General features: G+C 56.6%; 25 protein-coding genes. 10 read left to right on the top strand and 15 right to left on the bottom strand.

All coding sequences use genetic code 11. The features are described 5' to 3' along the window. Nucleotides 1–168: 168 nt before the first annotated feature. The gene (gene rsmI, locus Y5S_RS06965; RefSeq protein WP_035231594.1) at nt 169–999 is read right to left on the bottom strand and encodes a 16S rRNA (cytidine(1402)-2'-O)-methyltransferase; all 831 of its coding nucleotides are present in this window, start codon (nt 997–999) and stop codon (nt 169–171) included. A 92-nt stretch (nt 1,000–1,091) separates the two neighbouring features. Between rsmI and Y5S_RS06970 the strand changes: the two genes are divergently transcribed. The 4 genes from Y5S_RS06970 to Y5S_RS06985 are packed head-to-tail and all read left to right on the top strand — an operon-like array spanning nt 1,092 to nt 4,549. Beyond that, entirely contained in the window at nt 1,092–2,981 is a 1,890-nt protein-coding gene (locus Y5S_RS06970) for a penicillin-binding protein activator (protein WP_035231596.1), read from the top strand. Continuing rightward, the gene (locus Y5S_RS06975; protein ID WP_035231598.1) at nt 2,959–3,336 is read left to right on the top strand and encodes a YraN family protein; all 378 of its coding nucleotides are present in this window, start codon (nt 2,959–2,961) and stop codon (nt 3,334–3,336) included. The genes Y5S_RS06970 and Y5S_RS06975 overlap by 23 nt, the downstream gene beginning before the upstream one ends. 40 nt (nt 3,337–3,376) lie before the next feature. Continuing rightward, on the top strand, nt 3,377–3,964 hold the full coding sequence (locus tag Y5S_RS06980; RefSeq protein ID WP_035231602.1) for a phosphoheptose isomerase: 588 nt from the start codon (nt 3,377–3,379) through the stop codon (nt 3,962–3,964). 6 nt (nt 3,965–3,970) lie between these two features. Then, on the top strand, nt 3,971–4,549 hold the full coding sequence (locus Y5S_RS06985) for a BON domain-containing protein (protein ID WP_052041451.1): 579 nt from the start codon (nt 3,971–3,973) through the stop codon (nt 4,547–4,549). Between the two features lie 72 nt (nt 4,550–4,621). Here the strand turns inward: Y5S_RS06985 and Y5S_RS06990 are convergent, their stop codons facing one another. From Y5S_RS06990 to rplM, 7 genes are all read right to left on the bottom strand, one after another. After that, on the bottom strand, nt 4,622–5,026 hold the full coding sequence (locus Y5S_RS06990) for a ClpXP protease specificity-enhancing factor (RefSeq protein ID WP_197055115.1): 405 nt from the start codon (nt 5,024–5,026) through the stop codon (nt 4,622–4,624). Continuing rightward, on the bottom strand, nt 5,026–5,664 hold the full coding sequence (gene sspA / locus Y5S_RS06995; protein WP_035231605.1) for a stringent starvation protein SspA: 639 nt from the start codon (nt 5,662–5,664) through the stop codon (nt 5,026–5,028). Before sspA ends, Y5S_RS06990 begins: the two co-directional genes overlap by 1 nt. Before the next feature lie 95 nt (nt 5,665–5,759). Continuing rightward, complete coding sequence (locus Y5S_RS07000; RefSeq protein ID WP_035231607.1) at nt 5,760–6,416, bottom strand: cytochrome c1; 657 nt, start codon at nt 6,414–6,416, stop codon at nt 5,760–5,762. Then, nucleotides 6,416–7,699, bottom strand: a complete 1,284-nt coding sequence (locus tag Y5S_RS07005; RefSeq protein ID WP_081939697.1) for a cytochrome b — start codon at nt 7,697–7,699, stop codon at nt 6,416–6,418. The genes Y5S_RS07000 and Y5S_RS07005 overlap by 1 nt, the downstream gene beginning before the upstream one ends. After that, on the bottom strand, nt 7,696–8,283 hold the full coding sequence (gene petA, locus Y5S_RS07010) for a ubiquinol-cytochrome c reductase iron-sulfur subunit (protein WP_035231608.1): 588 nt from the start codon (nt 8,281–8,283) through the stop codon (nt 7,696–7,698). The genes Y5S_RS07005 and petA overlap by 4 nt, the downstream gene beginning before the upstream one ends. A gap of 214 nt (nt 8,284–8,497) precedes the next feature. Then, nucleotides 8,498–8,893 (bottom strand): 30S ribosomal protein S9, encoded by a 396-nt coding sequence (rpsI, locus tag Y5S_RS07015; RefSeq protein ID WP_035231610.1) that lies wholly within the window; start codon nt 8,891–8,893, stop codon nt 8,498–8,500. 12 nt (nt 8,894–8,905) lie between these two features. Continuing rightward, the gene (gene rplM, locus Y5S_RS07020; protein WP_035231612.1) at nt 8,906–9,334 is read right to left on the bottom strand and encodes a 50S ribosomal protein L13; all 429 of its coding nucleotides are present in this window, start codon (nt 9,332–9,334) and stop codon (nt 8,906–8,908) included. 248 nt (nt 9,335–9,582) lie between these two features. On the opposite strand from rplM, the gene Y5S_RS07025 reads away from it, so the two are divergent. The 4 genes from Y5S_RS07025 to Y5S_RS07040 all read left to right on the top strand — a co-directional run bounded on the left by Y5S_RS07025 (nt 9,583) and on the right by Y5S_RS07040 (nt 13,948). Beyond that, nucleotides 9,583–10,620: an aldo/keto reductase gene (locus Y5S_RS07025; protein ID WP_035231614.1), complete on the top strand. Its 1,038-nt coding sequence runs from the start codon at nt 9,583–9,585 to the stop codon at nt 10,618–10,620. A gap of 369 nt (nt 10,621–10,989) precedes the next feature. Continuing rightward, nucleotides 10,990–11,622: a TetR/AcrR family transcriptional regulator gene (locus Y5S_RS07030; RefSeq protein WP_035231617.1), complete on the top strand. Its 633-nt coding sequence runs from the start codon at nt 10,990–10,992 to the stop codon at nt 11,620–11,622. Further along, nucleotides 11,619–13,244, top strand: a complete 1,626-nt coding sequence (locus tag Y5S_RS07035; protein WP_035231618.1) for a phytoene desaturase family protein — start codon at nt 11,619–11,621, stop codon at nt 13,242–13,244. Before Y5S_RS07030 ends, Y5S_RS07035 begins: the two co-directional genes overlap by 4 nt. Then, the gene (locus tag Y5S_RS07040; RefSeq protein WP_035231620.1) at nt 13,244–13,948 is read left to right on the top strand and encodes an SGNH/GDSL hydrolase family protein; all 705 of its coding nucleotides are present in this window, start codon (nt 13,244–13,246) and stop codon (nt 13,946–13,948) included. Before Y5S_RS07035 ends, Y5S_RS07040 begins: the two co-directional genes overlap by 1 nt. A gap of 31 nt (nt 13,949–13,979) precedes the next feature. Here the strand turns inward: Y5S_RS07040 and Y5S_RS07045 are convergent, their stop codons facing one another. The 5 genes from Y5S_RS07045 to Y5S_RS07065 form a co-directional block, all read right to left on the bottom strand. Continuing rightward, a complete protein-coding gene (locus Y5S_RS07045) occupies nt 13,980–14,642 on the bottom strand; it encodes an outer membrane protein (RefSeq protein ID WP_035231622.1) in 663 nt (220 codons plus the stop codon). Nucleotides 14,643–14,712: 70 nt separating this feature from the next. Continuing rightward, complete coding sequence (locus Y5S_RS07050) at nt 14,713–16,011, bottom strand: OmpP1/FadL family transporter (protein WP_035231624.1); 1,299 nt, start codon at nt 16,009–16,011, stop codon at nt 14,713–14,715. A gap of 288 nt (nt 16,012–16,299) precedes the next feature. Further along, entirely contained in the window at nt 16,300–17,445 is a 1,146-nt protein-coding gene (locus tag Y5S_RS07055) for an acyl-CoA dehydrogenase family protein (protein WP_035231626.1), read from the bottom strand. 197 nt (nt 17,446–17,642) lie between these two features. Further along, a complete protein-coding gene (gene zapE / locus Y5S_RS07060; RefSeq protein WP_035231629.1) occupies nt 17,643–18,722 on the bottom strand; it encodes a cell division protein ZapE in 1,080 nt (359 codons plus the stop codon). Nucleotides 18,723–18,789: 67 nt separating this feature from the next. After that, entirely contained in the window at nt 18,790–19,422 is a 633-nt protein-coding gene (locus tag Y5S_RS07065; RefSeq protein ID WP_035231631.1) for an alpha/beta hydrolase, read from the bottom strand. A 116-nt stretch (nt 19,423–19,538) separates the two neighbouring features. On the opposite strand from Y5S_RS07065, the gene Y5S_RS07070 reads away from it, so the two are divergent. Continuing rightward, nucleotides 19,539–20,075, top strand: a complete 537-nt coding sequence (locus tag Y5S_RS07070; RefSeq protein WP_035231634.1) for a YhcB family protein — start codon at nt 19,539–19,541, stop codon at nt 20,073–20,075. Nucleotides 20,076–20,145: 70 nt separating this feature from the next. Here the strand turns inward: Y5S_RS07070 and Y5S_RS07075 are convergent, their stop codons facing one another. Both Y5S_RS07075 and Y5S_RS07080 read right to left on the bottom strand, forming a co-directional pair. Further along, entirely contained in the window at nt 20,146–21,021 is an 876-nt protein-coding gene (locus Y5S_RS07075) for a diacylglycerol/lipid kinase family protein (RefSeq protein WP_035231636.1), read from the bottom strand. 54 nt (nt 21,022–21,075) lie between these two features. Next, the gene (locus Y5S_RS07080) at nt 21,076–21,831 is read right to left on the bottom strand and encodes a Nif3-like dinuclear metal center hexameric protein (protein ID WP_035231639.1); all 756 of its coding nucleotides are present in this window, start codon (nt 21,829–21,831) and stop codon (nt 21,076–21,078) included. A 199-nt stretch (nt 21,832–22,030) separates the two neighbouring features. Here Y5S_RS07080 and Y5S_RS07085 point away from each other — a divergent pair, with 199 nt between their 5' ends. Beyond that, a complete protein-coding gene (locus Y5S_RS07085; protein ID WP_231552648.1) occupies nt 22,031–23,119 on the top strand; it encodes a trypsin-like peptidase domain-containing protein in 1,089 nt (362 codons plus the stop codon). Nucleotides 23,120–23,223 lie beyond the last annotated feature (104 nt).

Below are 23,223 nucleotides of genomic sequence, written 5' to 3' on the forward strand. Positions count from 1 at the left end.
GGGCGAGTTTAATCAGTTAACAGTGAACAGTGAACAGTTAATAGCGGCGCAAGCCAGGTTTTCTCCTACAGAAACGCATGAGGCCGCGCCCAATCGCCGGACGAGGCCTCATCCATTCGAGAACAGAGCACACTCGCCCGCGCACTGTTCACTATTCACTGTTAACTTCTAGCCGTTCATTGCCTCTAACAGCGCATAAACCTCCTGCCGTTTCATGCCCGTATGCGCGGCCAGGATCTTGGCGGCGCGGGAGGCAGGGAGTTCGGCCAGCAGCAGTTTGGCCAGGGCCTGATCCCTGTCGCTCCAGCCAGCGGCTTGCTCTGCAGGTGAAAGAATCAATACCAACTCACCACGCTGCTGGTTGCTGTCGCTAGCCACCCAATCACACAGTTCCGCCACCGAGCCACGGCGAATGGTTTCAAACTGCTTGGTCAGCTCACGGCACAGGGTAATTTCTCGCTCCGACGAAACCTCGTCACGCAACGCCTCCAGAAACGACAACACCCGATGTGGTGCTTCATAGATGATGCTGGTGATGTCAGAAGTAGCTAGCCGCTCGATGGCCTGCTGCCGCGGCGCCCCTTTTGACGGAATAAAACCCTCGAAGACAAAACGATCCGATGGCTGCCCCGCTGCCGCCAGTGCAGCCAGCAAGGCCGACGCCCCCGGCACCGGCACCACCTGAATGCCGGCATCCTGACAGGCACGCACCAGTCGATAGCCCGGATCACTCACCAATGGCGTACCGGCATCGCTGATCAGCGCACCTTTTTCACCATTTTTCATTCGCTCAACCAGTTCTGCACTGCGCACATTTTCATTGTGATCATGACAACTGATCATGCGTTTGCGCAGCCCCAACTGATCCAGCAAACGCTGGCTATGCCGCGTATCCTCTGCCGCCACCCAATCTACCGCTTCCAACACCGAAACAGCGCGACGGGAAATATCATCCAGATTCCCGATAGGTGTGCTCACTACATACAAGACAGAGTTCATAATTGTCGAACTTCCTTATGGCTGGCCGCTGGAGACCCTACTACGAAGCGCCTACAATAGTCGCTCCATTCTGGTAATACGAACCCCGCGCCATGGATTTTAAAAAGGCATACTGGATTGCACTGGCCGCTACCTTTGCGCTAGCCAGCTGCAGCACCACCCCGACCAGCACCAGCCAACCTGCCACCCTGCCCGCTGAACAGTCTGCAGGCATGGCAGCCGCCCCCGAGTCGCTCTCCGCCGCCCGCTCACAACTGGCGGCACAAATGCAGAGCGAGCAGCGTATCGAAACAACACTGAGCTGGGCGAATGAATATCTGCAACAGCAACGCCCGGAAGATGCCGAACAGTTACTGGGCGATCTCAATCCGGACACTCTGTCCACCGAAACCCGTTTTCAGTGGATTCTGTTAAGTGGTCGCGCAGCGCTGAGCCAACAGAACGCCACTCCCGCCGTTGAACTGCTGGCAAAATATCAGGACGAAATTCTCCAGTACCCGGTGGAACAACAAGCACAACTGGATTTACTCCGCGCCGACGCCCTGGCCATGGAAGGAAAGCTTCTTGATAGCCTGCAACAACGCGTAGCCGCGCACCCCCTGCTCAATGATCAGGATCAGGACTACAACCACGGCATGATCTGGCAATTGCTGATGCAATTGTCTCCCCAGGAACTCGCCAACGCCACCCAATCCAGCGGCGGAGACTTGCTGGGCTGGCTCAGCCTTGCCCAGCTCTATCGCGACCCCATCGCAGACCTGGATGCCCAGGTTGCCCGACTGGACCAGTGGAGCGCGAAATGGCGCACCCACCCCGCCATATCCGATGTGCCAGCCATGCTGGATGCACTCAAGGAAGCGGCCAGCAATCGCCCAAGTCAGGTTGCCATCCTGCTGCCCACCAGCGGCCCCCTGCAGAATGTTGGCAAAACGCTGCAGGAAGGCATCATGACCGCACATTACCAACAGAAACAGAACAGCTTGGCGCCAACACTGCGGTTCTATGATTCCGGTCCGGACAATATCCTTGCGGTATATCAGCAGGCCATTAATGACGGGGCCGATTTTGTTCTTGGCCCTCTGTCCAAGGAGAAGGCAGCAGCCATTGCTGCACAGGGAACCTTGCCCGCCACCACCCTTGCGCTCAACTACATTGAAAGCGAACAGGTACCGGAAAACTTTTTCCAGTTTGGCCTGGCCCCGGAAGACGAAGCACGCCAGATTGCCCAACAGGGAGCCCGTGAGGGTAGCACCCAGGCTGGCATCCTTTACCCCAAAGGGGATTGGGGCGAGCGGGTTGCTCAGGCATTTGCTGATGAATGGCAAAACCTGCACGGCACCGTGACCGTGAGCCGGGCCTACCAGGAAGGTCCTGAAATTGGAGAAATCGTTGAAGAGCTACTTCTGGTTGCGCAAAGTGAAGCGCGCGGCAAGGAAGTCAGCCGTTTCACCAATCTGGACATGGATATCCAACCTCGCCGCCGCCAGGACATGGATTTCCTTGTCCTGATAGCCAACCCCAATCAAGGCCGCCAGGTCAAACCGGCCCTGAATTTCCATTACGCCAAAGACTTGCCGGTGTACTCCACATCCCTGATCTACAGCGGCGAGAGCAATCCGCGACGGGATCAGGATCTTAACGGTATTCGCTTTGTGGACATGCCCTGGATTATTGGCGATCAGAACAGCGACTTGCACAAGGTCGCCGCAGAGCAGTGGCCGGATGGCCATGGTCGCTACGAGCGACTCTATGCCATGGGCATCGATGCCTACCGCCTGCAAAGCCGCCTGTATCTGCTAAACACCTTGCCCTCCAGCGAACTGCCAGGAGCAACCGGCAGGCTGCAGATGCGCGACCAACAAGTGGTACGCAAGCTCGACTGGGCTATTTTCATGCGTGGCGAGGCTCGAAGCCTACCGCAAGTGACCAACCCCGCCAACAGCCTGCCCGTGCGCAGCAATGCCGTTTCTGCCGCGCCGTAAGTCGCGCGGCGACCAGGCCGAAGCCGACGCCGAGCAATGGCTTGGCGAAAAGGGACTGCGTCTGGTCACCCGCAACTATCGCTGTCGCCAGGGAGAAATTGATCTGGTGATGCTGGATCATGACTGCCTCACATTTATTGAGGTGCGCTGGCGCCAGCATCAAAGCCATGGCGGTGCGCTGGCATCAGTGGATTACCACAAACAACAACGGCTGATACAGGCAGCCAGGCACTTTCTGGCCAACCACCCCGCACATCAACAGCGTCCCTGTCGCTTTGATGTCATCGGCCTGGAACCAGACAACAACCATTCTGTCAGTTATCAATGGATTCAAAATGCGTTCTACAGCGAATAAGCTGTAGCCATTGCAGAGACCAAGACCAATTGAGGTATTTATGAGCGTGGACCGGATCCGGCAATTGTTTGCCGAAAGCATTGAAACCAAGGCCAAGGCCGGCGAAGTCCTTCCCAGCGTCATTGAAGCTGCCGGACAGGCCATGGTCGAGTGCCTGCTCAACGGCGGCAAGATTCTCACCTGCGGCAACGGTGGCAGCGCTGGAGACGCTCAACATTTTTCTTCCGAGCTGCTCAACCGCTTCGAGATGGAGCGCCCGGCACTGCCTGCCATCGCGCTGACCACGGATTCCTCGACACTGACATCCATTGCCAACGACTACAGTTACAACGAGATCTTTTCCAAACAGGTGCGGGCTCTGGGAGCCAGCGGCGACATTCTTCTCGCCATCTCCACCAGTGGAAACTCTGCCAATGTCATCCAGGCGATCCAGGCCGCCCACGACCGGGAAATGCGAGTGGTGGCCATGACAGGCAAGGAAGGCGGTGAAATGGTGAACCTGTACGGCCCCGACGACATCGAAATTCGGGTACCCGCTACCTCTACTGCACGCATTCAGGAAGTGCACCTGCTTGTTATTCACGCTCTTTGTGATCACATAGACCAGCAACTCTTCGGGGGCCAGTAAGCCGACATGCGCATTCGTGACTCCCTGCTGTTCGCCCTCTTGACCGCTTGCCTGAGCCTTTCCGGCTGTGTGGCACTGAGCAAGGGGATGTCAGACCAACCCACCGACCAGGATCATGGTTCCCGCACCTTTGGTGCCTTCTGGGAAGATGGTAGCATCGAGCGCAAGGTGGCCATCAATCTTTCCCGCGCCAGCGAGGAGTTAGACCAATCCCGCATTGTCGTGGTCAGCTTCAACGGCAACGTCCTGTTGGCAGGCCAGGTCGCCAGTGAAGACCTGAAGAGCCAGGCCGGCAACATCGCCACACAAGTGCGGCACGTCCGTCACGTTCACAACGAGCTGGAAGTGGGCGGCGGCAGCTCCTTTCTCGCCCGCACTAACGACAGCTGGCTGACCAGCAAGGTCAAGGGCCGTCTGTTCGTGAATGGCGAGGCGCCCGGCTGGCGCACCAAGGTGGTCAGCGAGAATGGCGTAGTCTATCTAATGGGGCTGTTGACCCGCGCAGAGGCCGATGCGGCTGTAAGCCAGGCACAGAAAGTGTATGGCGTGCAGAAAATCGTGAAGATTATTGAGTATATCGACTGAAAAACCGCTGCAAGCCGCACCATCAGGAGTGGCTCGTAGCTGAAAATAAAAAACCGGCTTTCGCCGGTTTTTTTATTTCACCACCTTCAAATGACTCACCTTGCCTTTGCCCTCTTCTTTCTTCTCAGGCTCAGGCGGTGTCGTGGGTGGTTCTGGCGGATCAACCGGGTCGAACGCCATACCCTGACCGTTCTCTCGGGCAAAAATCGCCACTACCGCATTGACTGGCACACGAATCGACATCGGCACACCGCCAAAACGTGCAGAAAACGCAATCTCGTCGTTACCTGCCGCAAAGTTGGTGACCGCGCGAGGTGCAATGTTGAGGACAATCTGACCGTCCTGAACGAAGTCCTGAGGCACTTCCACGCCAGGGTAGGCCACATTGACCGCCAAATGGGTGGTTAGCCCGTTATCGCAGATCCACTCATGAATCGCCCGTATCAGATACGGGCGATTGGAGGTCATCTCAGCCATCAGAGCGGGTTACGCAGTTCGCGCTCAGCATCGGTCAGGCTGGCCTGGAACGCATCGCGGTCGAACAGGCGCTCGGCGTAATCCAGCAGCGGTTTGGCCTGCTTGGCCGGCAGCTCGATGCCCATGGCCGGCAGCCGCCACAGGATCGGACCGACAACGCAGTCCACCAGAGTGAATTCTTCACTCATGAAGTACGGCAGCTCGCTGAAGATCGGCGCGCAAGCCAGAATCGCTTCACGCAGTTCCTTACGGCGCTTGGTCAGGCTCGCCTCCTTTTCTTCACCTGCCAGAATGGCATCCACATGATGACACCAGTCACGCTCAATACGGTGAATCAGCAGACGACTTTGGGCCCGGGCCACCGGATACACCGGCAACAGCGGCGGATGCGGAAAACGCTCATCCAGGTACTCCATGATCACCGCAGACTGAAACAGCGTCAGCTCGCGGTCGACCAGAGTGGGCACTTCATTGTAAGGATTCAGCGATGCCAGATCTTCCGGCTTATTGCTGGGATCCACATCAACAATGTCTACCGTGACCCCTTTCTCGGCCAGAACGATACGCACGCGGTGGCTGTAATGATCTTCCGGGGAAGAGAAAAAAGTCATTGAGGAACGCTTGGTCACCACACCCATTGTCGAGTCATCTCCACTTGTGATCTATAACAGAAACAGGGTAACCGCTTGCGCGGGTACCCTGTTCATCGCTGGAAAGAGGCGTTACTGACGAATCAGTGTACGTCTTTCCAGTATTCTTTCTTGAGCAGGTAAGCCGGGATCAGCAGGATGCCCAGGAATACCAGCACATAGACACCCAGACGCTCACGCTCCAGACGTACAGGCTCTGCCGTGTAAGTCAGGAAGTTGGTCAGGTCGCCCATGGCCTCTTTGAACTCGTCCTCGCCCAGATCAGCTTCCACGCCAGCCATCACATGGGGCATGCCCACATTCGGGAACACATGGTTGTTATAACCGAAGGGGCGAGACTCATCTTCATAGAAGTTGATCAGGTAAGAATACACCCAATCCGCATCACGCAGGCGAGTCACCATGGTCAGGTCCGGCGGAGCCGTACCAAACCACTTCTTGGCAGCCGCTTCAGGCATGGCGTTTTCCATCTGGTCACCGAACTTGTCGGTAGTGAAGTTCAGGTTCTGCATTACCAGCTCTTCGGAAATGCCCAGATCTTCAGCCAGACGACTGTAACGCATGTACTGCAGGCTGTGACAGCCCATGCAGTAGTTAACGAACAGCTTGGCACCATTTTGCAGGCTTACCTTGTCTTGCAGGTTAACCGGCGCCTTGACGACGTACTCGTTGTGGCCACCGCCAGCCGCGAACGCGACCAACGGCAGGCAGCTGAAAAGAATAACCGCTAGCTTCTTCATCAGTGTCCCCCCGTTACCCGTTCCGGAACCGGCTTGGATTTTTCAAACTTGTGCACGAACGGCATGATCAGCAGGAAGTAGCTGAAGTAATAAATCGTGCCGAACTGCGCCATCATGGTCTTGCCCGGGGTCGCCGGCTGGGTACCGAAGTAGCCCAACATCAGGAAGTCCAGGACAAAGATGGCCATGAAGATCTTGCTCCAGATACCGCGGTAACGGATCGATTTCACCGGGTGACGGTCCAGCCACGGAATCACGAACAGGATCACGATGGCACCACCCATGGCCACCAGTCCCCAAGCCTTGGAAGACATGATGAAGTCGATGGTTGTGGCACGCAGCATGGCGTAGTACGGACCGTAGTACCATACCGGCGCAATGTGGTCAGGGGTCTTCAGCGGGTTGGCCGGCTCGAAGTTCGGCTTCTCCAGCAGGTAACCACCGCCATCAGGGAAGAAGAAGATCACCACAGCGAAGATCATCAGGAACACGATAACGCCCGGCAGATCCTTCACGGTGTAGTAAGGGTGGAACGGGATACCGTCTACCGGAATGCCGTTTTCATCCTTGTTCTTCTTGATTTCCACGCCGTCCGGGTTGTTGGAACCCACTTCGTGCAGCGCCAGAATGTGCAGCACCACCAGGGCCAGCAGCACAATCGGAATAGCCACAACGTGCAGCGCGAAGAACTTGTTCACGGTAGCGGTGGAGAGCAGGTAGTCACCACGCACCCAGGTAGTCAGGCCTTCGCCAATTTCCTTGGCGTCTGCCGGGCTAATGCCAGGCAACAGCTCGAAAGGAATCGCACCGGCCAGGGAAATGATCACCTGAGCCCCCCAATAGGACATGTTGCCCCAGGGAAGTACATAACCGAGGAAGCCTTCGGCCATCAGCGCCAGGTAGATCAGCATACCGAAGATCCACACCAGCTCCCGCGGCGGCTTGTAGGAGCCATACATCAAGCCACGGAACATGTGCAGATACACCACGGCGAAGAACGCTGACGCGCCCACGGCGTGCATGTAACGGATCAGCCAGCCCCACTCCACATCACGCATGATGTATTCAACAGAGGCAAAGCCTTCGTTGGGCGAGAAGAACATGGTCAGCCAGATGCCGGTGAGCAGCTGGTTTACCAGAACTACGATGGAGAGCACCCCAAAGTAGTACCAGAAGTTGAAGTTCTTCGGCGCATAGTATTCGGACATGTGACGCTTGTAAGCGTCAACCACGGGCAGACGGGCATCTACCCAATCGACAACGCGATTCACCATTCCCATCATGCCTTGGTCTCCCCTTCTTCAGAGCCGACGATGACAACACCTTCACTCAGGTATGAATGCGGCGGCACTACCAGATTGGTCGGTGCAGGCACACTCTTGTACACACGTCCCGCCAGATCGAACTTGGAGCCGTGACAAGGGCAGAAGAAACCGCCGTGCTCCAGTTCTACGGTGGGTTGCTCTTCAAACAGAGGGGAGCAGCCCAGGTGAGTACAGGTACCTACCAGAACAAGATACTCTTTCTTGATGGAGCGCCATTCATTCTTGGCGTATTCCGGCTGCTGATCCGCTTCGGACGCGGGGTCACGGAGCTTTTCATCCAGCTCAGGCAGGGTATCCAGCATGTCCTGGGTACGACGAACCACCCAAATGGGCTGTCCTCGCCATTCCTCTACTACACGCTGCCCGGATTCCAGTTTACTGATGTCAATCTTTACCGGCGCACCGGCATTCTTGGCTTTGGCACTGGGTTGCCAGGATTTTACGAATGGAACAGCCACACCGACCGCACCCGCAGCACCAATTGCCGAGGTCAGGCCGATCAAAAACGTGCGGCGGCTGCTGTTTACGCCGTCGTTGCTCATTGAGTTATTCTCCCCTCAGATCCCACGCTCGGGGTTTGTCCGGGACACGAGGCTCATCCTCGTGCTACGGGCGGAGTAAGGCGGCGCAAATGGTAAAGAAAAAGCCCACACCTGACAACCGGTTATTCCGTGCCCACAAACCCTAAACGCCTGATTTAGACACAAAAAAGCCCAGCATTGCTGGGCTTTTTTGTGAACCGGTTGACCGGAAGTATCAACGCTTGGAGAACTGCGGACGACGACGCGCCTTACGCAGACCAACCTTCTTACGTTCCACTTCACGAGCATCACGAGTTACATAACCGGCACGACGCAGCTGACCACGCAGCTCACCGTCGTATTCCATCAGCGCACGGGTGATACCGTGACGGATGGCACCAGCCTGACCGTTGTTGCCGCCACCACTTACGGTAACCAGCACATCAAACTTGTCAGTGGCTTCTACCAGTTCCAGCGGCTGACGAACAACCATCTGGTTGGTCTTGCGACCGAAATATACGTCCAGCGGGCGACCGTTAACGGTGATCTTGCCGCTGCCAGCACGCAGGAAAACACGCGCGGAAGAGGTCTTGCGGCGACCGGTGCCGTAGTTGGTTTCTACAGTTGCCATCGTCAAAACCCCTTAAATTTCCAGCTGCTGCGGCTGCTGAGCAGTATGAGGGTGCTCGGTGCCAGCATAGACTTTCAGTTTGCGGTACATGGCGCGGCCCAGCGGGTTACGCGGCAACATGCCCTTTACAGCCTTCTCGATGATCATCTCAGGCTTCTCAGCCTGCAGAGTCGCGAAGTTGGCTTCTTTCAGGCCACCCGGGTAACCGGTGTGACGGTAGTACATCTTGTCGTTTGCCTTGTTACCGGTAACGGCCACTTTATCGGCATTGATTACGACAATGTAATCACCGGTATCGACATGTGGAGTGTACTCCGGCTTGTGCTTACCGCGCAGACGGCTTGCGACTTCGGTCGCCAACCGACCCAGCGTTTTGCCGGAGGCGTCTACCACATACCAGTCGCGCTTTACGCTTTCCGGTTTTGCGCTGTAGGTCTTCATGGAATTCTGCCCTAAAATCAAAATGTTACGGGTAGTAAACACCCGCCGGCGTGGGTTCCGCCGGGCAAGAGAGCGCGAATTCTACCCAAGCCCCCCACAGAACACAAGCGATAACAGGGGGATTTGTTGCATTGACGCTCTCGACTATCACCAAGAGCCGATTCGTCCTTGTGGACGAACAGGTGCCGTGATCAGATTGGGCGCCATCATCGCGCATAATGCCCCCCACTGTAAAACAGGAGCGAACCATGGAATACCGCCGTCTGGGCCACACGGATCTGAACGTGAGCAGCCTGTGCCTTGGCACCATGACCTGGGGAAACCAGAACACCACCGAAGAGGGCCATGCACAAATGGATATGGCCCTGGATTACGGGGTCAATTTTTTTGATACCGCTGAAATGTATGCGGTGCCGGCCAGCCCGGAGACCTCCTTCCTTACCGAAACCATTATTGGTGAATGGTTCGCCAGAACCGGCAATCGCGACAAGGTGATCCTGGCGACCAAGGCCGCCGGCCCCGGTGACTACGTCAAGCACATCCGTGGCGGCCCGCGCTTTTCCGCCGACAGCCTGGCCAGCGCCGTCGAAGGGAGCCTGAAAAGGTTGCAGACCGACGTGATCGATCTTTACCAACTTCACTGGCCGGAACGCACCACCAACTACTTTGGCCGGCTGGGCTACAAACACCGCGACGGCGAAGACGGCATTGCCATCAGTGAGACGGTGGCCGGCCTCAAGAAATTGATGGATGCCGGCAAGATCCGCCACTGGGGACTCTCCAACGAAACCCCCTGGGGCGTGATGAGCTTTATCCATGAAGCGGAAAAGATCGGCCTGCCCCGCCCGGTGAGCATCCAGAACCCCTACTCCTTGCTCAACCGCAGCTATGAAGTGGGCCTGGCAGAAGTCAGCCATCGTGAAAACGTGGGCCTGCTGGCCTATTCGCCGCTGGCCTTCGGCATGCTCACCGGCAAGTACCGCAACGATAGCTGGCCAGAGAAGGGCCGCCTGACCCTGTTCAAGCAGTTCTCCCGGTACACCAACCCCCAGGCCATTGCTGCCACGGAAGCCTACTGCCGACTGGCAGAAGAGCGCGGCATCAGCGTCACCCAGTTGGCCCTGCAGTTCGTCACCACCCGCCCCTTCGTCACCAGCAACATCATTGGCGCCACCAACCTTGAGCAGCTTGAGGAAAACCTCAAAAGCGTGGAACTCCCCTGGGACAAGGAGCTGGAAAAGGCTTTGGAAGCGATTCACACCCGCTTTCCGTATCCGGCACCTTGAGAGAGACGCTGCACGCCTGACGCAAAAAGGCTCGCCCGGCAAACCGGTCGGGCTTTTTGCGTCGGTAAAACCCTCGCCAGAACCTGCTGTGGGAGCTTGCCTGCAAACGATCCGAGCCTAAGAGGGGCAATCAATCAGTTTCGAGATACGAGTACCGAGTTTCGAAGGGCAAAACCGCAAACCCCGAACAGGCTGCCGTTTTGGGTTTTCGAAACTCGGTACTCGAAACTCGCTTCTGGAATCCTTTCCTCGCCCGGGCTCGGATCGCCCAGGCGAGCCGGGCTCCTACAGCAGCTTCGCCCCGAGCTATTGACGACTGCATAGCACCCATGCCAATGTTAACACCGTTAACTTAAGCAACGGATCAACATGGCACGCACCGCATACCATCACGGCGACCTGCAGCAGCAGGCACACCAGCAGGCACTGTCCATCGTCCGCGAACACGGCGATAGCGCCATCAGCTTGCGTGCACTGGCAAAGCAGATTGGCGTCAGCGCCCCAGCGCTGTATCGCCACTTTGCCGATCGGGAAAGCCTGCTGGCCGAGCTTGCCATCAAAGGCTTTGAATGGCTGCGTGAACGCCTCCTGCAAGTGGACCAGAACGATCCTCGCCAGGCACTGATCGGCATTGGCCTTGCCTATGTGGCATTTGCCCAGGACGAACCGAATCTCTACCGCCTGATGTTTGGCGGCCGGGTACTCCCCCTGGGGGTGCACCCCCGCCTGGACAGTGCCGGCAAAAGTGCTTTTCAGGTACTGGAAGATACCGTAGCCAGAGCCCGCGACCGGGGGTTTCTCAAGCCCATGCCCTTGTCGTTGATGACCGCCACTGCCTGGTCGCTGGTGCATGGCCTGTCACTACTCACGATTGACGGCCACTTGCCGGCAACCGAATCCGAACCCCATCTGGCGGCAGGTGTCACCAGCCTGCTACTGGATGGAGCCGTCGCATTCCCTACTCGCAGAACAACCAGCCAGAATAACGAGGACACAGCATGAGCAGCCCCAAACCCAGCACTATCCGCGTCGGAAAACGCTATCGAGCCAATCGCCTCGAGGGGCCCTACGACGCCATCGTCATTGGTTCCGGCATTGGCGGCCTCACAGCAGCCGCCTGTCTCAGCAAGCTGGGCAAGAAAGTAGTCGTGCTGGAACAGCACTACACCGCTGGCGGCTTCACTCATAGTTATGATCGCAATGGCTACGAATGGGATGTGGGCGTTCATTACATTGGCGACATGGGCGCAAAGCACACCATGGCTCGCCGGTTGTTTGATTACGTGACCGATGATCAACTCGAATGGGCAGCCATGGCTCCGGTCTATGACCGACTGTTTATTGGTGATCGCCAGATTGATCTGGTTGCCGGCCCCAAGGCGTTTGCCGACAATCTCAAGCAGCAATTCCCTGGCGAAGAGCAAGCCATCGATACCTATCTGGATTATCTCGGTCAGGTTGCCAAGGCCATGCCCGGCGTCACCCTGGGCAAGGTGCTTCCCAATTTGCTGGCCAGCCCATTCCGGCATCTGGCCCGTCGCAAGGCACCGCCCTTCCTCAACAAACCGACCCAGGAAGTGCTGGAAACGCTTACCAGCAATCAGGAATTGATTGCCGCCCTGACGGGGCAATGGGGTGACAACGGCATGGTGCCCACCGAATCAAGCTTTATCATTCACGCGCTGATCGCCCGCCACTACCTGCACGGCGGCTACTACCCCATTGGTGGCGCATCCGAAATGGCTAAAACCATTATCCCGGTGATTCAGCAGAGCGGCGGAGAAGTGTTTACCTATGCCGACGTGAAAGAAATCCTGGTAGAGAACGGCAAGGCCGTGGGCGTGCGTATGGCTGACGGTCAGGACATTCTCGCACCAGCGGTAATCAGTAATGCGGGGGTCTTCAACACCTTTGAATCCCTGCTGCCGGCATCCGCTCCGCACCAGGACTTCTACAAGATGAAACTGGCCCAGGTGAAACGTTCCATGGCCAGCGTTTGCCTCTATATCGGCATTCAGGACAGTGCCGAAAACCTGCAGTTACCGAAAACCAATTTCTGGATTTACCCCGGCACCGATCACGCCAGCCAGGTAGACAGTTTTTTAAAGGCCCCTGACAAGCATGACATCCCGCTGACGTACATCTCCTTCCCATCCGCCAAAGACCCGAGTTTTGCAGAGCGCTACCCGGGCAGGGCTACCATCGAGATCGTGGCACCCGGTCCATTTGAATGGTACCAGGACTGGGCAGAGAAACCGTGGGGAAAACGGGGAGACGATTATGAGGCAATGAAAGAAGCCTACGCCCAGAGACTGCTGGGAAAACTGTACGAGAAAATGCCACATCTGCGCGGCAAGGTGGACTACTACGAACTCTCCACTCCACTCTCAACGGACTATTTCTGCCGCTACAGCACCGGAGAGATTTACGGCCTTGATCATAACCCTGAGCGTTTTGAGCAGGATTGGCTCAAACCGAAGACCCGTATTCCCGGCCTCTATCTGACAGGCCAGGACATCATGACCTGCGGCGTCGTCGGAGCCATGATCGGTGGACTGCTCACCACAGTGGCAGTAGGCGGCATGAGAAGCCTGCCTCTCGCCAAAAAGATGTTTGTCGGCTGATGCACATTCCCTTTTGGCTGGGGCTTGCCTGCCTTGCCCCCCTGATCCTGCCACAGGCACTGCATACCCGGCGCACCACCCTGCGGCTGCCGGAAGGTCACGGTGCTCCGGAAGGACAATGGGGCGACGGCAGCCCCTCGCAACGTCTGTTAGTCATCGGCGAATCCACTGCCGCCAGCGTGGGAGTGGAGCATCATCATGATGGCCTGGCCAGCCAGCTGGCTCGGCAACGCCATCTGCGCGAAGGAAAAACGGTGTACTGGCAGACCATTGGAGTTAACGGCATTCGCATGGGCTCCCTGCTGGACAAACTGGCTGTAGCACAGCCCCTCAGGGCAGACAGCATTTTCATCAGCATGGGCGTCAACGACACCACCAGCCTCACACCACGCAAACGCTATTTTCTTGAGCTGGAGCGACTGATCGCGCAACTACAGGCGACGCAGCCTCAGGCGCATATTTATCTGCTTGCCGTACCACCCATGCACCGTTTCACCGCCCTGCCCGCTCCCCTGAGGCAGCTGCTCGGCTGGCGAGCACACTTGCTGAATCAACAACATCAGCGACTGGCCAAGGGCCGCAGTAACGTCTCCAGCCTGCGCTACCCGCCCCTGAACAATCCCGCACTGCTGGCTCAGGATGGCTACCATCCCGGTGTCCACGGCTATCGGGCCATGGCTGAAGCGATCGCCCAGCAACTGTGACAGAATGCAGCCCGAGATGGTTTGCTTCAGATCAGTTAAACATCATCCCGATGCCAAAACGCCACAACCCCTGATCCAGGGTGCCAACGCCACGATCCACATCCAGCCATTGCCGGCTGTATCCAGCGCGCATGAAGGCCGTATCCGTCATATCCAAACGAAGCCCGGCACCCGCCTCGTAGCTGAACACGGTGTCGCTGAGGGTGGGCGTATCCAGCCCACAGTAGTATCCCCACCAGGGGTCATACCAGCACACCGGCACAGATGGCCCTGTCGCCACATTAGTGTCCAGGTACGTCGCGCCCACAGCACCATGCACATAGGGCGTCAGCGCTTTATTCACAAAATGCCAGGTCGCGTTGAGATTCATGGTGGTCATTTCCAGCTCACCACGACCATCAAAATCATCACCGCTCACGCCATCATTGTCGGTACGGAAATCGGTCTCTATCCACTCCAGTGCAAAGCCGAAAGACAGGTGTTCATCACGGTTGTAGGCCATGTCAAAACCGAAGCCCACATCATCGGTGATATCGACACTGGAACCGCGCTCACCGGGAACCGTCTGGCCTTCCAGGCCAATCACCCGGAAGCTGCCCTCCCAACGCTCGGCACGATAGCTGTTCGGAATTTCTGCCACTGCAGAACTCGCAAACATCACCAACAGTGGCACGGACCAGCAACGAAAACGCATGTAACACACTCCATAAAAAAGGCGAACCAAGAACAGGCCCGCCTTTTATATCACGTCCAGGAACGGAACGTCAGAAACGGTAGTTCAATTGTGCGCCGAGCACATCGCCCTCCAGCTCATAGGAGCCTTTCAGCTGGGCACCTTTATCCAGACGATTGATATCTGCATCCTCGACAAAGATATGAGCATATCCCACATCGATGCTGATGTTATCGCTGGGGTAAAAACCGGCCCCCAATGTAGCCCAGATACGATCAGAGTCAGGAGATATTGCTGAGCGATTGTCGGTATTCTGAGTAGAATCCTCTTTGGCTACACCAAACCGCAATACCGTGCCACCAGCAAGCGCATGGTTCAGCCCCAATGAGTAACGCACCGTGTTATCCCAATCAAATTCCTCGGTAGGATTAAACGCCAGACTTCCACTCTCAACAACCAGCGCATCCAATGTACTCCATTCTGTCCACTCAACTCCCAAAAGCAGCTGGGTTTGATCAGACAGACTCCCCGCATAGGACAACTGTAATGATGCCGGCAGGTCGATATCTGCTGAACCGGAATAGCTTCCCGGCGCTACCGGATTGCCCCCTGCCGTGGACAAGGCTGCCCCCGCATTGGAAAACGTGATATCACCTTCCACTTCGTAACTCATTTCCGAACGATAGGCGACACCAAACTGATTATTGTCGTCTGCCTTGAAGGTGGCACCCAGATTCCAGCCATAGGCGTCGTCGTCCCCCTCAAGCCGGGTCGCTGCGTTCCGGATATCGGCGTCAAGGGTTTGATAATTAACGCCAAGGCCAACACTCAACCGATCTGAAATCTTAATTGCCAATGAGGGGTTAATATTGATGGTCTGGAGGTCAGACTCAGTAGCGTAAAAATCACCTGCCGTCACAGGCCCAAGCCCCCCTGGAGGCGGCGGGGTGACATAAGCATTACCCCACCCGGACTCATATTCGATCTTTGTCCCGAACGGTGAAACCACACTTAAACCAAAGGTCATTGTTTCACTGACCGGCACCGCCAGAAAAAGACTGCCAATAAACGGCTCAACATCATCGAAATCACCAGCACCCGCGCCTGACTGTGGCACCAGGCCATTGAAGGTGCCTCCTGTTCCAGTTTCAAAGGAGGTATCAATCCAGACCTGATGTACAGGCACAGAAATTTCCGTTCTACGCAAATCTGCCAACGTGGCCGGGTTGTACCATTGATTAGCTGCATTTTCGCTCAGCACCCCGGCACCGGCATACGCGGTGCCCAGAGCTGAAACCGATTGATAAGAAACTGAAAAACCACTTGCCGTAGCTGGCCCAGAAAACAATCCGAGCGCAACTCCTGCAATTGCAGCGCCTGTTCTTTTCATTGTGACTCTCCCTGATCTCAATAAAACAGCTCAAACACGCAGGGCTCAAACAGCCCTTTTTGTATAAAAAACCATCACCAGACGGTCATTTCTCAGCCTATGCCTATCGTTTTGCTCAAAAAAGCAATTTTTTGTAAAACGGCGAATACATCGTCAAAACGACGTGAAGTTCTGGGTGCGAGACAGGTACAGCCCAATGACAGGCCGAGGAAAGGAGGGGGAGAGCCAATAAGCGGAATAAAAAAGGCTGCCCGAAGGCAGCCTTTTTGCGATTACAAAAACCGGAAATCAGTCGGCCAGCACTGCCTTGGCGATAATGGTTTTCATGATCTCGTTGGTACCACCGTAGATGCGCTGAACGCGGGAGTCCGCGAACATCCGGGCAATCGGATATTCCCACATGTAACCGTAACCACCATGCAACTGCAGACACTCATCAATCACTTCACATTGCAGGTCAGTGATGTAGTACTTGCCGGCAGCCGCAGTCGGGATATCCAGCTCATGCTTGAGATGCAGCTCCAGACAACGGTCCACATAAGTGCGCGCCACCTGCAGCTTGGTATGCATTTCTGCGATCTTGAACTGGGTGTTCTGGAAATCGGCAATGGATTTACCGAATGCCTTGCGCTCTTTCACGTACTGGATAGTTTGCTCAAGCGCAGATTCTGCCATCGCCAGACCACCAATAGAGATACCCAGACGCTCCTGCGGCAGTTCCTTCATCAGATAGATGAAACCCATGCCTTCTTCACCCAACAGGTTCTCCGCCGGCACTTTGACATCCTGGAAAAACAGCTCGGAAGTATCCTGGGCTTTCATGCCGACTTTTTTCAGGTTAGTGCCCTTCTCGAAACCTTCAGAGTCGGTTTCTACAACGAACAGGCTGATGCCCTTGGCACCCTTGCTCGGATCAGTCTTGGCTACCACGATCACGATGTCAGCATTCTGACCGTTGGTGATGAAGGTCTTGGAACCGTTCAGCACGTAGTGATCGCCCTGCTTCACGGCAGTAGTTTTCACGCCTTGCAGATCAGAACCGGCACCCGGCTCGGTCATGGCAATGGCACCAATGCACTCACCGGTCACCATCTTCGGCAGGTATTTCTCTTTCAGGAATTCGCTACCGTTGTTTTGGATATAGGGGGCAACAATCTCGGTATGCAGCCCCCAGCCGATGCCGGTCAAGCCAAGACGAGAGATCTCTTCATTGATCACCACGCTGTACAGGAAGTCTGCCTCGATGCCGCCATACTGCTCTTTCACCATGGGGCACAGGAAACCCTGCTCACCGGCCTTCAGCCACACCTCGCGAGGCACAACACCCTGCTTTTCCCACTCTTCATTGTTGGGAACCGCTTCGGCTTCGAGGAATTTGCGAACGGTATCGCGGAAGGTTTCGTGGTCAGAACTGAACAGCGTACGGGGGATCATGAATCTCTCCGGTTTCGTGTTATGGGAGTCGCCCCAAAACCGGACAAGGCCGGGGCACAGAATGCCCCATGATGTTCACTAAGCCTATCTTTCCGCAATGACCGAATAGATCACGCGATTATGGCCCTGAGAAATCCTGCCAATGTTTGTGAAAGCCCCGCCAAGAACGGCGAGCCAGCCTTAATCGCAGAGCCGCATCAGGCGCGGTGTTCACGGCCAAGATATTCAGAGGACTGCATTTCCTGCAGGCGTGAACGAGTACGCTCGAACTCAAAGTCCAGCCGGCCCCCGGCATAGATATCCTCGATGGGTGCCTCGGCGCTCATCACCAGCTTGACCGCACGATCGTAGAACTCATCTACCATGTTGATGAAACGCCTTGCCATATCATCCTTGCTGGCGCTCATCTGCTCCACATTGCTCACCAGCACAGTGTGAAACTCGCGGGCGATCTCAATGTAATCTGTCTGGCTACGCGGGCCATCACACAGCGCCTTGAAATCAAACCAGACCACGTCGTCCGCACACTGCACTGCCGGTATCTTGCGGCCCTCAATCAGCACATTACAGGATTCCCGATGGCGAGAGTGATCCGGCTCCAGAGTCTGGAACCGCTCACGCATGAAGGCGTCCGCCACTTCTCCCAATGGGCAGTGATAAAGCTCTGCCTGTTCCAGCAATCGCAGTCGGTAATCGGTGCCGCCATCCACATTCAGCACCTGAGTGTGCTGCTTGAGCAGCTCGATAGCGGGCAAGAAGCGAGCTCGTTGCAGGCCGTCCTTGTAGAGGCCGTCAGGAACAATATTGGAAGTAGCTACCAGCGTGACACCGTTAGCGAACAATTCCTGCATCAAGCCGGCAAGAATCATGGCGTCGGTAATGTCGGTGACAAAAAACTCATCAAAACACAGCACACGCGCCTGGGAAGCAAACTTGCGGGCGATATTGATCAGCGGATTTTTCTCCCCCTGTCGCTCACGCATTTCCTTGTGCACCTTCTGCATAAAGCGGTGAAAGTGCATGCGGCGCTTTTCTTCAAACGGCAGCGCCTCGAAAAAAACATCCATCAAATAGGTCTTGCCACGTCCGACACCACCCCACATGTACAATCCCATCTGGGGTTGCGGTTTACGAAACCGACCTAGCAACCCTTTGCCGGGTTCTTGCAGCAAGCGATGGTAAAGATCATCCAGCGCTTCCACCGCCCGCAACTGGGCAGCATCCTGAAAGAAGTCCTCACGCTGAAGATCGGCCTGGTATTGCTCAAGTGGAGTCATAGTCATCTATATGGCTGAAATAAGCGCGCCAATGTAGCGCCGGGCAAAAGTGATGGCAATTATCTCGTCAGACAGGCAAATGGCTGGCTGCCGCCTCCTTGAGATCCACCAGTCGACCATGAAAGAAATGGCCACAGTCCGGAAAACGAATCAGATCAGGCTCCAGAGGCGTAGCAGCCGCCCACTGAAACACCTGCTCCGCAGGCACCACTTCGTCATCCTCACCCTGCACCACGGTCACCGGGCAGCCGGTCTTTTCGATCTCAGCGAAGGCGTAGTGATGCACCGGTGGTGCCACCAGCAGCAGATGATTTACCGGATCACCATTGGCATTCAGTATTTCGGCACCCCGTGCCGCCACAAAACTGCCAAAGGAAAAACCCGCCAGCCACAGGGGCAGTGAAGGCCATTGCTGACGCAACCAGCTATGTACCGCCAACAGATCCTCGGTTTCTCCAATACCGTCGCTGTAAGCCCCCTGGCTTTCCCCCACGCCACGAAAGTTGAAGCGCACTACCACTCCGCCCTTGTCCCGAACCAGACGGGTCAGCGTGGTCACGACCTTGTTATCCATGGTGCCGCCAAACAAAGGATGGGGATGACAAACGATAGCGATGAAGTCCGGCGCATCACTGCCCTGCTCTATGACGGCTTCCAGTCTGCCTGCAGGACCCTCCAGCTGCTCACGTTGCGCTGCCATCAGCCACCTCCGTCGAAGAATTGTTACGAGTTATCCCCTTGGCGGCCAACCGGCTCTGTGCTGCAATAGCCTCAAGTTTGTCGCCAAACACTGGGGACATTGTACAGGAGTATGCCATGGATATGCTGACAACCGGGGTGCTGAGCTTTGCTGCCGGCGTAATCGTTGGAGCGGGCCTGCTGTTCTGGCTGTTACCGGCACGGCGTCAGGCCGGCCAGTTGATCAGGGATCGGGATGAGGCACGTCAGGCGTTAAATCATTATCGGGAGCAGGTGGATGACCATTTCCTGCATACCGCAGAGCTGGTCAACGACATGACTCAGGCATATCGCACTGTTCATGAACATTTATCCCGCGGAGCCCAGGCATTGTGTTCCGAAGGTGGCAGGAAGCGGGCAGCCGCCAAGTCTCTGGATTCAGCATCCAACCGGGACAACTCTGACCCCATCGCTCCACCGCTGGATTATGCGCCCAGCGCCAAAGGCGGCACCCTGGCTGAAGACTTTGGCCTGCGCAGCAACCAGACGGAGGGCCCATTCGAACCCGTGGACGTTGCCCCCCCGGCCGAGCCCGACACCATTGTTGAGCCACCCAGGGACTACGCAGAAGGCTGCGATGACCAAGGTTGTCCACCGGAGCAGGAAAAGAAATAACCTGATCAGCCACACGCAAAGCGGAGATTGCCCAACGGCATCTCCGCTTTTTTTCCGCTTCGCAAAGGCTTTATGAGTTAAAGGTGTCTGCGACCCGAACCGGCACAGGTTCTGGATCCACCACGATGTCTGCAGGAAGCCTTCCTGCTGGATCGCCATCCGCCTGAATCGGTTCGTCACCTGTTTCGCAGCTGATCGTGACCTGCTCGGCACGCAGACTGGCCACACCATCCATCTGCTCCATACGGCCAAACAACAAGGCCGTCAGGCAGCGCAGCAGGAACCGCACGCCCGGTTTCTGAAACAACAATACCTGCACCTGGGGCCGGAGGATATTGGCTTCACGGCTCAGCACGAAGCTACCACCATAGTGCTTGCCGTTAGTGACGATGGCAGAAAAACAGTCCAGCGGCCGACCATCTACCGCCACCCGGTAACGCTGCTCACCATAACGACGAATCTGGCTGAGCATGGACAGGGCATAGGCCAGCTTGCCAAAGCGCTCCTTGATACCCAGATCCACCGCATCCACAACCCAGGCATCATAGCCAATGCCACACATCATGATGAACCGCCGCCCATTAAGCCGGGCCGGCGTGATCATTACGCTTTTCCCCTGCACCACAACCCTTGCAGCCGCTTCCGGCTTCTTCGGCAATGCCAGTTCCTTGGCCAGCACATTGGCGGTGCCCGTAGCAAACACGCCCAGCGCCACACCAGGCGCAATGCCGTTGAGCACCTCATTGGTGGTGCCGTCCCCGCCCACCGCCACAACACAGTCACCCTGATCCTCCCGCGACTGCAGGTATCGAGTGGCATCGTTGGGTCCGGTGGTGTGATACAACGTTACGCGTGCATTCAGACGCTCCAGTTCCGCCACAAAGCGACAAAGCAACGCCTCCCGGCCACCGCCTGCAGCCGGATTATAAATAACCGTGATATTCATGAAAGAAAGGTATTCCTCGTCCTGCCACCGCCAGATGCGGTTAGCTCCGCCCGTCTAAGCCGGGTTATCGATGTCGATAAAAATATGTTCAATACCGTGCTTGTCACTTAGCCATTGCCCCAGCGCCATTACCCCATAACGCTCAGTGGCGTGATGACCACAGGCAAAATAGTGCATCCCGGTTTCGCGGGCAAAATGGGTGGTGGGTTCAGATATTTCACCACTGAGGTAAGCATCCACGCCTTTTTGCTGTGCCTGCTCAATAAACCCCTGAGCGCCCCCTGTGCACCAGGCAATGGTTTCGATTTCATCCCCTGGATCACCCACATGCAAAGGCGTACGACCCAACACCGCTTCCACATGGCCACAGAATTCATCGGCTGACATTGGGCTGTCCAGCCTGCCCACATTGCCAACCGGCATGGCGGACTCATCCAACCCCCCTTCCGTAATCAACCCCAGACGCCGGGCCAGCTGGGCATTGTTACCCAGGGTCGGGTGGGCATCCAGCGGCAGATGATACGCAAAAAGATTAATGTCATGCCGAAGCAGTGACTGCAGGCGCTGCTTCTTCATGCCGCGAACCTGCGGGTTTTCGCCTTTCCAGAAATAGCCATGATGGACAAGGATCGCATCGGCCTCCTCCACAATGGCAGCATCAATCAAAGCCTGACAGGCGGTAACGCCGCTGACCACCCGACGAATCTGCTCCTTGCCCTCCACTTGAAGACCATTGGGGCAGTAGTCCTGAAAACGGCCTGCCGACAGCTCCTGATCGAGCAGAGACAGCATATAATCGCGCTTGAGCATGGCACCTACCGGGCAATATCCTGAATTCCGGGGGCTGCAGCCGCCGCATGGCGGTAGAATTTAACCGCTGCAGGCCCTACTATGCGCGCAGTTTACCTATCCGGGCCGGCTCTTGTCTCGCCAACAGACAGACAAGACGACCCAATAGCTGGCTAATAACAGGTCAGCCATATCAACGGGGGCACATTCGGTGGTCAGAGTGATTCGTTTCTTTGCTGGACCCATTTTCGCCGGCCTGGCGGTGGGGCTGGCTGTGCTCTGGTGGTACGAATGGGGTCCCAGCGCCAGCCCGGCGAAGAATGACACAGGCGTCGCCAGCTATTCCGGTGCGGTGAATCATGCCGCGCCTGCGGTAGTGAATATCTATACCACCCAGATCGTCACCAGTGATGATGACGCGGAAGCTCCGCTATTCAACAATTTCATGGAGCAACCGCGCCGGGAGCGCGCCCTGAGTAGTTTGGGTTCGGGCGTTATTGTGGACGACAGCGGCTACATTTTGACCAGCTACCACGTTATTCGCGATGCCGATGAGATTCTGGTGGCGCTGCGCGATGGCCGCGACAGCCCGGCACGGGTGGTCGGCACCGACCCGGAAACGGATCTGGCCCTGCTCCACATTGCCCTGGAAGACCTGCCGGAGGTCGAGCTGAATGGTAATGGCCCTGTTCAGGTAGGGGATGTGGTGCTCGCCATCGGCAACCCGCTGGGCGTTGGCCAAACCGTCTCCATGGGCATCGTCAGCGCCACCGGGCGCAGCCACCTGGGTATCGCCACCTTCGAAAACTTTATCCAGACCGATGCGGCCATCAACCGTGGCAACTCCGGCGGAGCACTCATCGACACCAACGGCCACCTGATCGGTATCAACACTGCCATCTTGTCCGCCGACGGTAGCTGGCAGGGCATCGGATTTGCCACCCCCGCCTCTATTGCCAACGAAGTGATGACCGACTTGATCGAGCACGGCCGGGTAATTCGCGGCTACCTTGGCGTCACCGTGCAGGATATGACCCCTTCACTGGCGGAAAGCTTTGGTATTGATGACGTCCGTGGTGGCGTTGTCACCGCCGTGGTCGTGGATAGCCCGGCCCACAAGGGCGGATTACAACCAGGGGATGTGCTGGTAGGCGTTAACGGAGACCCGATGGCGGACGGCTATGAAGCCATGAACCGCATCGCCGGCATGAAGCCAAACCAGGATGTCACCCTGGACATCATCCGCAACCGCCAGCCCATGAGTGTGGACGTGATCATCGGCACCCGCCCACCGGCGGAGACGGAATAGGAAATGCGGCACGCCTGGGGCCGGATGCCTGATTGTTGCTTTTTGATTGTCGAAACTCGGTACTCGAAACTCGCCTCTGGAATCCTTACCTCTCACCAAGGCGA

The sequence above is a fragment of the Alcanivorax nanhaiticus genome (assembly GCF_000756665.1).
GTDB lineage: Bacteria > Pseudomonadota > Gammaproteobacteria > Pseudomonadales > Alcanivoracaceae > Alcanivorax > Alcanivorax nanhaiticus.